The organism is Labrenzia sp. THAF191a (assembly GCF_009363335.1).
In the GTDB taxonomy this organism is placed as follows: Bacteria; Pseudomonadota; Alphaproteobacteria; order Rhizobiales; family Stappiaceae; genus Roseibium; species Roseibium algicola.
The window spans coordinates 589579-601347 of sequence record NZ_CP045333.1 but is presented as its reverse complement, the minus strand read 5'-3'; the positions used below and the strand labels follow the sequence as shown (position 1 = coordinate 601347).

Genomic DNA, 11769 nt, shown 5'->3' with positions numbered 1-11769 from the left:
CCGAGATTTGCGCAATGTCTCTGGACGTCAAGATTTGATCAGCCAGCGGAAGGCATCCCTGAGAAAGGCCTGGCCGTTTTCGGACACCGGGGTGCCGTGCGCAATCAGAACCCTCTTGCTGGGCCAGTCCAGAATTTGCCGCACGGCAAACCGCGCGGCATCCCGGTTCGTGAAAGCGAGCCGGAATTTCCGTGGAACGGAAGGCGTTTGCCTTATCATCAGGTCGAGGCGGGCAACCAGGGCACGCCATCCCTTGAACCAGCCGGGTGAAAACTGCTGCAGCAGGTCCGCGAAGATTGCCGTGCCGCTGGCCCGGTGGAACAGCACGGCTTCGCTGGTAATCCGGTTCCCTGGAACCACCACGACATCAATCTCTGCCTGCCAGCCGGGCATCGTGATGTCAGCGAGCTCGCCAGCGAAGACAAGATCAGGTCGCTTCTTACGCAGACCCGGTGGTGCGAGAATTGCGGCGTCGGGATAGGCCTGCTGCCATTCGGCAAGGAAGGTGTCATGCAGACTGTTCGGCGGAACGATGTAGCGGACCGTGCCGAGCGCATCGACGGCAGAACCGAGCTCCGGAGAAAAGGCAACAGGCGACCAAACGACTAGCCCTTCGTTGGAAAGGCGGATGATCGCCATGCGCGTGGGATAGTGAAATCCGGCAGCGGCTCTCACTGTCGGGCCTTCCGCAATCCAGATTTCCGGTCCGAATTTCTTGAGCATCGCCTGGCTCCATTTATTTACAAGAGTATAAAATTACACTAGAGTATAAAAATGACAAGTATGAAACGCACCGAGCGCTCGCGCGCACTCATCCTCGATGCTGCGGAAATCGCGTTTCGCGAACTTGGGTTCGAAGGGGCTACGGTTCATGTGATTGCCGAGCGCGCAGGACTGACGCGCAAGACCGTCTATAATCTCTTCGGGTCGAAGGAAGACATTGCTCTCAGCCTCATAGCGCGGGCGGAAGCCCGGGACACAGACTATCGTGAACGCATAGCCGAGGGGCAGCATGCGGTAACGTTGCTCGAAGCGGTCCTAATAGACAGTGCCCATTGGTGCATGGCCAACCCCGCAGTAGCGCGGCTTGCACTGGTGCCGGCCCAAAGACCTTCCCTCGAGCCACCGTCAGACCGCCCCTCGTTTCAGGGGCTCGTGCGGGACATCCTGGCTCTCGGCCAGGCCCAGGGGCTGATCCGCAAGGATGAAGAACCGGAATTCATGGCCCTGATCGTACTGGGTGTCTATGGACAAGCCGTGCTGAACGGTTTGCAGGCTGGCGTGGTTCCAGAGGCAGACATTCGGAAAATCGTGCGTCTTGTGGTGGAAGGCATTGGCGGAGTGACTGCCTGATGCATCCATGTGTAGCGACGCTGCCATTATTACTTAGTTCGCTAGCCTCCACGACGGGGCGAATTTTAATCAGTCTGGTAAGAAGCCCTTAACCATCGAGCCTGAAACCGTCTGCCAAGCATTGTTACCCACTATCGGTGGTCGTGGGTGTCACACAATTTCCCCTATTCGCTGTGTCTGATTCACCCTCTGTGGGATGAGGAGTGATTGATGACGGAGAAGCGTGCCAGAACTGGCTACCCCTCTTTGATGGTGGCCATATGTGGTTTTGTTGCACTTGGAGGTGTGATTGCGGTGCTCAGTGCCTGGTCGTTCGTCGGCCAGCGGCTGAAGGAAAGCCGCGACGCTGCACTTGCGGAAGCCGTATCGGTCAGGGCCAGGGGTGTTGGGCTCGACTTTGCCCGGGAACTCCACCAGGATTGGCGCAACCTTCGGCTAATCGCAGCGGATATGGCCGGGCGAGGGGAGCCGACTGTCAGGGCCGCGCTCGACCTGGTCGTCGCCGGAAAGGAACGAATTTCATGGGCCGGCCTTGCCTCGGTCAATGGCACGGTGCTGACGGCTTCATTGGGCATGCTGGAAGGCGCCGATGTTTCTTCTCGTCCGTGGTTCACGAACGGCCTTGGCGGAGATTTCGCCGGGGATGTTCATTCGGCCGTTCTTCTGGCGGATCTGTTACCCCCCATCGGAAACGAGCCTCGCCGCTTTCTCGACATGGCAACGCCTGTAACGGATGAGTTCGGGTCAGTCGAAGGGGTGTTGGCCTTCCACATCAATCATCACTGGGTCGAAAAGTATCTGACAGAATCCGCACATTCCGTGGGGCTGGACGTTTATGTCATCGACCGGACAGGAAACGTAATCGCACGAACGGACGGTCACTCCGAGCCTATCGACAAGCTGCAAAGCTTCCGGGCTGCGATGACCGGCGCGCGGCAAACGGGGGTGGAGAAATGGCCGGACGGCATAACCTATTTCACAACGGTGATCCCGGCGCTTGGTTACGCGGACCTGCCGGCATTCGGCTGGAGCATGATCGCGCGCATCAACAACACCGCGCACCCGATCGGCGAATTCACGAGCCTTTTCATTGTCTATTTCGTGACCCTCGGCATCGTCCTTGCAGCCCTCACGGCCTTGTTCATCCTGATTTTCGTTCGTCCTTTCGGCAAACTGGCGATCACGGCCAGGGCAGTCATGCGCGGTGAGGACATCTACCCCTATGAAGCAAGGACCACGGCGGAAGCGAGCGTGCTGAGTGCTGCTGTCGCACGATTACAAAACAAGATGCAGTCGTAAGATCCTGTGCTGTCAGCGTTGTGGCGCTGACAGTCTTTGGGCAAGGTCGCCAAGCAGTGCACGGTAACGGGTTTTGGTTACGCCAGGGGCTTCTCCCGTGGTGTAGAACCGGCGTAACAGGGCTTCATGCTGTTCCGGTTTCGGTTCCAGCAGGAGGCGGGCGCCGTCGTCGTCCGGCATCGTCACGATGGCATTGACGATGCCAACACCGTCGATTTCGATCCGGACCGGGGTATCGTCGGGTATCGACGCACCACGGATCCTGACAGAGTTTTGCGTCAATCCCACGATCCAGACCCGGGTTCTGCCAATGTCTGAATGAAGAATGGCCCGTTCGGGTTTGTCCTGGAAATGGATCTCGCGCCTGGGAAGTTCCACGCAGACAATCATCGTCACGCCAAGGACAATCAGGTTGTAGAACGTCCAGAACATGATCACGAGCTTGCCATCGCCCGCGTCATTATACGCAAAGTGGTCGGAGATGATGCCGAGCAGCAAGCCGACAATGGTCAGCAGGAAGAACGTGCCGAAAAGGCCAATCAAGCGCCACTGAACGACCACCCGGCTTCTATCGCCGCCTTTTGCGGTCACAGAGAAGGGATGTCCCTTCGGAAAGAACAGTCCCGTGAAGGCAGCCCTGGTAATCGGCACCGCGCCGAGCAGCTGGCTGATGTCGTTGACGATCGGAACGACCAGGCCTCCGGACACAAAGTTCAAGGTGATCAGGATCCAGAGGTAATAGGTGCCGAAATAGCGCAGCACTTCCTGCAAGGTCGCATCGACGACCATGATGTTGAAGTACCAGTAGAGCAGCGGGTAAACTAGGATTGCGATCCGGAACGGAAAGTTCGTCGTCCAGTAAAGCACGCTGTCGATCACGCTCCACCGGTCGGCAAGCCCCAAGCTATTGTCCGAAAAGGGGCCGAACCGACTGCGGGCGATCTGCATCATGCCGAGACACCATCTGGCGCGCTGGCTGATGTATTCCTTGAGACCTTCCGGTGCGAGGCCTTCGGAAAGGGCTTCATTCAGGTAGACCGTGTTGTAACCGGCGTCCTTCAGGCAAAGCGTCAGAAGGAAATCCTCGGTGATGCTTTCCGTCGAAAACCATCCGATCTTCTGAAGCGCGGTCCAGCGGATGACGGAAGAGGTTCCGCAACAAAAGGCAATGCCCCAGGCATCGCGCGACGGCTGCAGGTAGTCGAAGAAAAAGCGCTGTTCGTCCGGATAGGACCGGCTGAGGCCGAGATTGTGCTGGATCGGATCCGAGTTGAAGAAATGTTGCGGCGTTTGAACCAGTCCAACTTTTTCATCCTTGAGAAGAGCGACCGTTCTTTTCAGGAAATTGCTGTGTGGAACGAAGTCTGCATCGAGGACGGCAATGAAGCTGGGCGCTGTATCTTCTTCGGCCATTTGGCGAAGCGCATGGTTCATGTTGCCTGCCTTGGCCCCCGTGTTTTCGGGCCGGCTGACATAGGTAACCCCTTGCGCAACACAGTAGTCCTTCAGCCAGTCGCGCCTGCTGTCATCAAGCACATGGACGCTGAACTCCGGGTAATCCAGGGCAAGTGCCCCAACGATCGTCCGTTCCAGAACGTCCCGCTCTTCGTTGTAGGTGGGAATGAGAACGGCCACTTTAGGGGCTGGCTCCGGTTCCCACCAGTCTTGCTGCCGGTCCGCCTCTTGCCTGCGGTCGCGGTGTCTCGACAGGATAAGAAACGCACTCAGCGAGGACAGGCACGCTGCGCATTCGATCGCGAAGAAGGACCAGCTTGCGAGGCAGTCGAAGGTCAGGTCCAGAGGTGCGAGCGTGTAGGCGGCGCGCCAATACAGATATCGCGCTGTCAGCACGGCGCAGACTGCAAAGAGCAGGGCCCTGTGCCAGGTTTTTTCCCGGGACAGAAGCAAAGGAACAAGCATTCCAAGCGCCAGCACCAGGTTGAGCTGCACGATACTGGAAACGGTGTCGCTTAGGTAAAGGACCGGGAACATCTCAGAGCCAGAGGTTGCGCAGGAAGTCGAGAGGTCTTGCTTCGAAGAAAACCCGGCCCGTTCTCCCGATCGCACAGGCGAGTGCCGGATCTTCGCGGATTGCGGGTACGACAAGCGTCACGTCGAAGCGCTGCAGGTGTCTTTCGCTGGGCGCAACGGCAAGGTTTCGGTAAATCGTCTCTGCCCCGGAACCGGCCAGACGCGTGATCGTACCCTCCAGAACCTTCTGGTCGTTGCTCACGCGAAACTTGGCAAGGTCTCCGATCTTGAGGCGGTTATAGACGGATTCCGCGACGCTCAAGGTGATGATCGTGGAGGTGCAATTCACAAGGCGCATCAATGGCTCGCCTCGTTCAACCGTCTCGCCGTTTGCCGTCAGCACTTCCCAAACGGTTCCGTCGACGTTCGAAATGAGTTTCGAGGAGGCCAGCCGGTTCACTCTCAGCCGCTCGACATTGATGCGATTGTCCAAGGCCTTTGCCTTTTCCTTTTCCGCATTGAGCAAGGCCTGGTTTTCGGACTGGTCCAGTGTCAGTTCCGAAATGCGTTGTTCGGAGTAAGGGGCATCATTGTAACCATCGCCCAGAAACGTTCCGTCTTGTGCCGCCTGCAGTTCGATTTCGACAACGGCCGCCCGCTGGCGTGCACTTTCCAGATCCTGCGCTGCAACCCTTTGTGTCGCTCTGATCCGCTCGAAGGAGGCCGAAGCCTCCAGGCCGCGATCTGTCAGCTGTTTGGAGCGCTGGAAAGCTGCCTCCGCCTCATCCCCCCTGGCTTCGGCGGCACCGATTTCGAAGGTCAAGGCACGCAGCTCCGCTTGAAGCTGCAGGATCCGCTGCTGCTGATAGCGCTCCGATCTCGCCTGTAAATCGCTGACGGACTGTTCGATCGCGGCTATCACGCTCGACAGCCGGTCGACCTCGGCTGTCGCAAACGCCTTTTCGCGGATCATGTCGTTAAGGTAGATGTTGTCGACAAGAGGATCATCGATCGACCCCAGTTGCTCACCCTGTGCAACAGAAGATCCGAGTAACCGGTGCTCCAGCGTCAGTTGCCCGGCTGTTGGCGCCCGTACCGTTGTGAGCCTTGCATTGATAACCGCATCTGCGCTGGTGCCTGACAACTGCTCCCCTGCAATCACAAACCCGGCGGCGACGATGACCAGGCCTGCAAGCAACAATCTCAGAATCCGCATCGGACCTCTCAAATGAGTCTGTCGAGAATGAATGCCCCCAGCGCAAACTCCCGTATCGCGTGAAGCGTGTAAAGGGAGCTTCTTTGCATTAGTTAATATCCCGGACCTGTGGAAAGAATGCCAATCTATTCAATCGTCAAGGTGACTTAAGTGAATTCGATCAAAGGTTGTAGAGGGAGGGAAATCGAAGCATTCCTGCATCCCATGGCGCAGGAGCTAGGCACGTCCTGGTCCCGAAGGACAGTTTTGCAATCCCTTCAAACCGACCTGATTTCACAGGTTTGGTGGAACTTGCAGCGGTTTAAGACGCAGGGCAGTTCAAGCGTCAATTCATGGAGAATGGTCTTCTTGCAATCAGCCTGCCCGTGCGGCGTTCCAATCCGCAAGGTGCCGCAGAATTGGCACGAGGGCGAGGCCATCGCGTGTCAATGAATAGCCGGTTGCAACATGTGCCGATCGGGACACCAACCCATCTTTTTCAAGTTCGCGCATTGCCCGAACGAGCACACGACGGCTTGCAAATTCAAGGCGACGCTGAATGTCCGGTAGGCCGCTATCCTTCTCGGACAGCACAATCAGGATCGACGCTTTCCACTGTCCGCTCACGGTCTGGAGGCCGGCTGCAAGGTCACACCATCCGTGGAGGTTCCCTCGGTTTCGCTCCTGGATCGTCGACCAGGTCCGGCGTGCTGTGTCAAAATTGTCAGACTGGTCCATGCGCGGGCAACTCCGATAGGTGTCACCTGAAACATGGAGACCATGCGATGTCAGTACAAGTTTTCACCGGATTTCATCACTCTGCGATCCGCTCCCCGGACCTTCAGCGTTCCGTTTCCTTTTATGAGGAAATCGGTTTCCACCAGGTGCACGACTGGGGATTGCCGAGCTATGGCATCGATCGCGCGGTAATGATGCAGGCACCCGACAGGAAAAGCTGGATCGAATTGTTCGACCTGAGGGCCGAGATCCCGATGCAAGGTGTTGGAGCGCAACAGGGGCAAAAGGTTTCGACCGGTGCGCTCGCACACCTCTGCTTGAGCGTGACGGATCTTGATCAGGCTTGCGTGCGGATTGTTGAAGCCGGTGCGAGGCATCTGCACGGCCCGGAAGCACTGACACTTGGCGAGCCCGAAGTGCGGGTTCGCAACGCAATTTTTGAAGGGCCGGCCGGCGAGATCATCGAACTCTTGCAGACCGTTAGCTTCCCCGGTGATCGCTAGGTTTGGATAGCTCTCGGGAGATCGCGTCGCCCATTAATCCCGCCCGTTGTCCCAGGCCTTGAGCTGGTCCACGGCCCGTTTGGGGCCAAGGGTCAGGCGGTAGAAGTCGAAGAGACCCGGACGCACCGAGGCGAAAAAGTAATTGAAGTGAAGCGCAAAGAAGCGAAAGCGCAGGTAGCGGAACCTCTTTGCGGTCATTCGGTCCGGAATGCACACGCTGTACCGTCTGGGTTCCGGCAACGTCTCGCCCGATTTGTTCGGCTGCGCATAACGCGCCACAGGCGTGGTGCGGCCACCGCAGAGTGGGTCATGCGGGCCGTAAAGATCCGTCCAGTCGACACCGGACCGTGCCACCGCCGTCATGGCATCGCCAAAGCCGTCTTGTGCCCCGAACCCGCCGAGGCAATCAAACGCCGGTCCCATCGTGACAAAAGAGAAGCCGCCGGGGCGTCGAACGATATCCGGCTGCCGGCGCAGGACAGCGGCAAGAATGTAGATCGCCACGAACGTGCCGCAGCTGTGCGACACGAACACCAGGTCCGTATCTTCGTCCGCTTCCGCGGCCGCTGCAACGATGAGGTCGGCGCTTTCTTCGATACGGGCAAGCATTTCGGGGTGGTCGTTCCGGGCAAGCCGGGCCATGAAGTGCCAGCTGTTGACCAGGTACCGGAAGTAGGACTTGGGTTCCAGCCAGGTCATGAGCAGGTAAACCGCGAGCATCCACGCCGCGCTGCCTCCCAGCAACACGGACCAGGCGATTTCTTCGGCATGGCCTTGCCGAACCGCCGCGCCCACATTGCGCAGAATGACCGGCGCCAGAAGAATGGGTGGCAACAGGCTGGCCAGGAAATAGAGAAGCAGTCCAACGGGGGGATAAAGACAGAAGACCCCATGCGCCCAGTTGCTTTTCAATGCAGCCCGATATCCACCCGCCTGGGCGATCATCATGAAGGACTGGATGGCATCTGCAATCGTGCGTGGCCAGGAGCGCCGAAAATCGGCCTTGATGACGTCCCGCCAGCCAAGCTGCACAAACGTTGTCTCGACACGGCTGTCCGGCCAGTCGACATGCCCGCTCCAACTGGCCGTGGTGCCGCCGGGATCAAGACCTTCGCTGAGCTGGGAAAGGGCACCGTTCACCTTCCGGATCTTCAGGAAGGTGTCGAACTCCTTGCGGAGCAACGGGAAGCAGTAACGGGCCGGACGCAAATCATAGCCAGGAAAATAGATCACCAGTCGGTTCAGGTGTTTCCTTATTTTTCTCTCCTGACAGTACTGCTCGTTTAGCCGGTCATTGCGAGCCGGCTATTATTCTTGTTCGTAAAGGCTCCATCGACTTCCCCAGCCTGCACCAAACGACATGGAGGGGGCACCTGGCAAGGTCTGTTCCCCTCTTTGCCCACTGGACTTTCATTTCGCCGTCATTATGCTGCACCTGCGAAAAGAAACCCCGGGCTGGAACCGGGGGCGCGGGAGGATGAAACAGATGATCATCTGCCGGACCAAGGCGGAGATGCGGGACGCCGTGCGGCGCTGGAAGCGCGCCGGTGAAACCGTTGGTGTCGTGCCGACCATGGGGTATCTGCATGAGGGCCATCTCGGCCTCGTGCGCATGGCCCGGCAAAAGGCTGACCGTGTCGTGGCAACCATCTTCGTCAATCCCACCCAGTTTGGCCCCAATGAGGATCTGACGACCTACCCACGCGACGAAGCGCGCGATCTGGCGCTGCTGGAAGCGGAAGGCACCGACGCCGTGTTTCTGCCAAACGTTGAGGAAATGTATGGTGCCGGTGGCGACACTTTTGTCGAGGTTCCCGGCCTCTCCGCCATATTGCAGGGCGCGCTCAGGCCTGGTCATTTCCGGGGTGTGTCCACCGTCGTTACCAAGCTCTTCAACATTGTCACGCCGGATTTCGCCGTCTTCGGCGAGAAGGACTATCAGCAGCTGACCTTGATCAGGCAGATGGTCCGTGATCTCGACATGCCGCTTGAAATCGTGCCGCACAAGACCGTGCGAGAAGCCGACGGGCTGGCGATGTCGTCGCGCAACGTGCGCCTGACGGCGGAGCATCGGGCCGAGGCCGTTCAGCTTAGCCGGTCGCTGACTGTTGCCGAGGAACTTGCAAAATCCGCACCTGCAATTTCAGCTCTGGAGGCTGCTGTCCGCCAGAGCCTTGCCGAAGTGCCCTCGGGAAAGGTGGAAAGCGTCGACATCCGCGATGCGGAAACCCTTGAAGAGCTTTCCGGCATGCTTGACCGCCCGGCCGTGGTGCTGCTGGCCGTGCGCTTCGGCACTGTTCTCCTGATTGACCAGCGGGTGATTGCACCAGCCGACTGATAATCCGTCTCAAGCCCCTTATCGAAAGGATGCCGCATGAGCACCCAGAAACCCGTCCGCCGTATCACGGCTCCGCAGATCACCCGCCGCAAGGGCGGAGACCCCATCGTCTCGCTGACCTCCTATCACGCGCATACGGCGGCCATCGTCGACAAATACGCCGATTTCATCCTGGTCGGTGACAGTCTCGGCATGGTCATGCATGGCATGGAATCCACCGTCGGCGTGTCGCTGGAATTGATGATCATGCATGGCAAGGCCGTGGTGCGTGGGACCAGCCGGGCGCTGGTCGTGGTCGACATGCCGTTTGGCACCTATGAGGAAAGCCCTTCGGTCGCCTTTCGAAATGCTGCCCGTGTGATGAAGGAAACCCAGTGCGGGGCCGTAAAGCTTGAAGGCGGTGCGCGCATGGCCGAAACCATCCGCTTCCTGAGCGAGCGGGGTATTCCGGTGATGGCCCACATCGGCCTGACGCCGCAATCGGTCAACGTCATGGGCGGTTTCAAGACGCAAGGGCGCGACGAGGACAGCTGGGCCAGCCACGAAGAAGACGCAAGAGCCGTTGCCGAGGCAGGCGCTTTCGCGCTGGTTCTGGAAGGTATGGTCGAGCCGCTGGCGGCAAGGATCACCAAACAGATCGCGATCCCGACCATCGGCATCGGAGCGTCCGCGGAGTGCGACGGTCAGATCCTGGTGCTGGAGGACATGCTCGGCCTTAACCCGACGCCACCGAAATTCGTCAAGGTCTACGGCAATCTTGGCGGCCAGATCGAGGCAGCGGTGAAAGCCTATTCGGAAGAGGTCAAGGACCGCAGCTTCCCCGGTGAGAGCGAGGTTTACCGGTAGAGGCCAGTTTCTCACCTCTCGGCTGGTCATCCCGGACGCAGTGAAACGGAGATCCGGGATCGGAGCGCCTGTGCCTTGCCTTTTGAACGCGTGCCCACGTCGTCCGCCGGAGGCTCTCCGATCCCGGCTCGCGCTGCGCTTGGCCGGGATGACGACGGAGTGGGTTTGCCATGGTGTTTCACGAAATATCTGGCCGCGTGACTTCTCACCTCTCGGTTGGTCATCCCGGACGCAGTGAAACGGAGATCCGGGATCGGAGCGCCCGTGCCTTGCCTTTTGAACGCGTGCCCACACCGATCGCCGGTGGCTCTCCGATCCCGGCTCGCGGTGACGCTTGGCTGGGATGACGATGGAACGGTTTGTTTTCCGGCGCTAACCGATGGAATGAAATTAACGCCCGGTTTCCGGCTGCAATGAATTCACGCCGGGCGTAAGGTCGGGTCATGTTTATGACCCGACCCAGTTTCGACACGCTCTATGAAGCGCTTCTGAACCGTGATCCGTCCTACGACGGACGCGTTTTTGTCTGTGTAGCTTCTACCGGGATTTTCTGCCGGCTGACCTGCCCGGCGCGCAAGCCGAAGCGGGAGAACTGCACCTTCCATGACACCGTGCCCGAATGTTTTGACGCCGGTTTCCGCCCTTGCAAGCGCTGCCGTCCAACCACGCCTGAGGCCACTGCCGACCCGGTGGTGAAACCGTTGATCGAGGCACTGGAAAAGCGGCCATCCTACCGCTGGGGCGAACCGGACCTCGTGCGCATGGGGTTCGACCCTTCAACGGTGCGCCGGGCCTTCAAGCGGCATTTCGGCATGACCTTTCTGGAAATGGCGCGTCAGCGGCGCCTGCAGGAAGGGTTCTCGACACTTGCCGACGGCGGCAAGGTGATCGATGCGCAGATCACGGCCGGGTTCGACTCGCCGAGCGCGTTTCGCGAAGCCTTTGCCAGGATTCTCGGCCAGTCTCCCGGGGTCTTTTCCGCCAAGCCCCTGCTTTTCGCCGACTGGGTGGCATCGCCGCTCGGTCCGCTGATTGCCGTCACCGACAGGACCCAGCTGCACCTGTTGGAATTTCTCGACAGAAAGGCCTTTCCGACAGAGTTCAGGAAGCTCCAGACCTACGCCAAGGGTGAGATCGGTTTTGGGCGAACGGAGGTCACCGACCAGATCCAGGGAGAACTCGATCGTTTCTTTGCCGGAACCGGCGGCCAATTCCAGACAAGGCTTGCCCTTCACGGTTCTGCCTTCACGCGGGATGTCTGGCGCGAGCTGCTGACCATTCCGCCTGGCGAGACACGCAGCTATTCCGAACTGGCAAGGGCGCTGGGGAGGCCGGAAGCTGTGCGGGCGGTTGCCCGGGCCAACGGGGCCAACCAACTGGCTCTCGTCGTGCCGTGCCACAGGGTCATCGGCGCGGACGGCTCCCTTACCGGGTATGGTGGGGGGCTCTGGCGCAAGCAACGCCTGATCGAACTGGAGCAGAGCTACCGGCAGACTCCTGCTGCTTGACGGTGCTCGCCTGGCCCT

At 59.2% G+C, this 11769-nt stretch carries 11 protein-coding genes; 6 read left to right on the top strand and 5 right to left on the bottom strand.

The features are described 5' to 3' along the window. Positions 1-27 precede the first annotated feature (27 nt). The gene (locus FIV05_RS02795; RefSeq protein ID WP_152508598.1) at positions 28-723 is read right to left on the bottom strand and encodes a DUF4336 domain-containing protein; all 696 of its coding nucleotides are present in this window, start codon (positions 721-723) and stop codon (positions 28-30) included. Between the two features lie 51 nt (positions 724-774). Here FIV05_RS02795 and FIV05_RS02790 point away from each other — a divergent pair, with 51 nt between their 5' ends. Beyond that, positions 775-1353: a TetR/AcrR family transcriptional regulator gene (locus FIV05_RS02790; RefSeq protein ID WP_152508597.1), complete on the top strand. Its 579-nt coding sequence runs from the start codon at positions 775-777 to the stop codon at positions 1351-1353. A gap of 210 nt (positions 1354-1563) precedes the next feature. Further along, positions 1564-2652 carry a cache domain-containing protein gene (locus tag FIV05_RS02785; protein WP_152508596.1) on the top strand — a complete coding sequence of 363 codons (1089 nt, stop codon included), beginning with the start codon at positions 1564-1566 and terminating at the stop codon, positions 2650-2652. Between the two features lie 12 nt (positions 2653-2664). Here the strand turns inward: FIV05_RS02785 and FIV05_RS02780 are convergent, their stop codons facing one another. The 3 genes from FIV05_RS02780 to FIV05_RS32030 all read right to left on the bottom strand — a co-directional run bounded on the left by FIV05_RS02780 (position 2665) and on the right by FIV05_RS32030 (position 6556). Continuing rightward, positions 2665-4644, bottom strand: a complete 1980-nt coding sequence (locus tag FIV05_RS02780; protein WP_152508595.1) for a cellulose synthase catalytic subunit — start codon at positions 4642-4644, stop codon at positions 2665-2667. Position 4645: 1 nt separating this feature from the next. Then, positions 4646-5839 carry an HlyD family efflux transporter periplasmic adaptor subunit gene (locus FIV05_RS02775; protein WP_152508594.1) on the bottom strand — a complete coding sequence of 398 codons (1194 nt, stop codon included), beginning with the start codon at positions 5837-5839 and terminating at the stop codon, positions 4646-4648. A gap of 354 nt (positions 5840-6193) precedes the next feature. Beyond that, the gene (locus FIV05_RS32030; protein ID WP_152504761.1) at positions 6194-6556 is read right to left on the bottom strand and encodes a helix-turn-helix domain-containing protein; all 363 of its coding nucleotides are present in this window, start codon (positions 6554-6556) and stop codon (positions 6194-6196) included. Between the two features lie 47 nt (positions 6557-6603). Here FIV05_RS32030 and FIV05_RS02765 point away from each other — a divergent pair, with 47 nt between their 5' ends. Further along, on the top strand, positions 6604-7059 hold the full coding sequence (locus tag FIV05_RS02765; protein ID WP_152508593.1) for a VOC family protein: 456 nt from the start codon (positions 6604-6606) through the stop codon (positions 7057-7059). 33 nt (positions 7060-7092) lie between these two features. Here the strand turns inward: FIV05_RS02765 and FIV05_RS02760 are convergent, their stop codons facing one another. After that, positions 7093-8292 (bottom strand): hypothetical protein, encoded by a 1200-nt coding sequence (locus FIV05_RS02760; RefSeq protein WP_152508592.1) that lies wholly within the window; start codon positions 8290-8292, stop codon positions 7093-7095. Positions 8293-8545: 253 nt separating this feature from the next. On the opposite strand from FIV05_RS02760, the gene panC reads away from it, so the two are divergent. From panC to FIV05_RS02745, 3 genes are all read left to right on the top strand, one after another. Beyond that, positions 8546-9397: a pantoate--beta-alanine ligase gene (gene panC / locus FIV05_RS02755; protein ID WP_173013970.1), complete on the top strand. Its 852-nt coding sequence runs from the start codon at positions 8546-8548 to the stop codon at positions 9395-9397. 36 nt (positions 9398-9433) lie between these two features. Beyond that, positions 9434-10243 (top strand): 3-methyl-2-oxobutanoate hydroxymethyltransferase, encoded by an 810-nt coding sequence (gene panB / locus FIV05_RS02750; protein WP_022999661.1) that lies wholly within the window; start codon positions 9434-9436, stop codon positions 10241-10243. 443 nt (positions 10244-10686) lie between these two features. Beyond that, positions 10687-11751 carry a trifunctional transcriptional activator/DNA repair protein Ada/methylated-DNA--[protein]-cysteine S-methyltransferase gene (locus FIV05_RS02745; RefSeq protein WP_152508590.1) on the top strand — a complete coding sequence of 355 codons (1065 nt, stop codon included), beginning with the start codon at positions 10687-10689 and terminating at the stop codon, positions 11749-11751. Positions 11752-11769 lie beyond the last annotated feature (18 nt).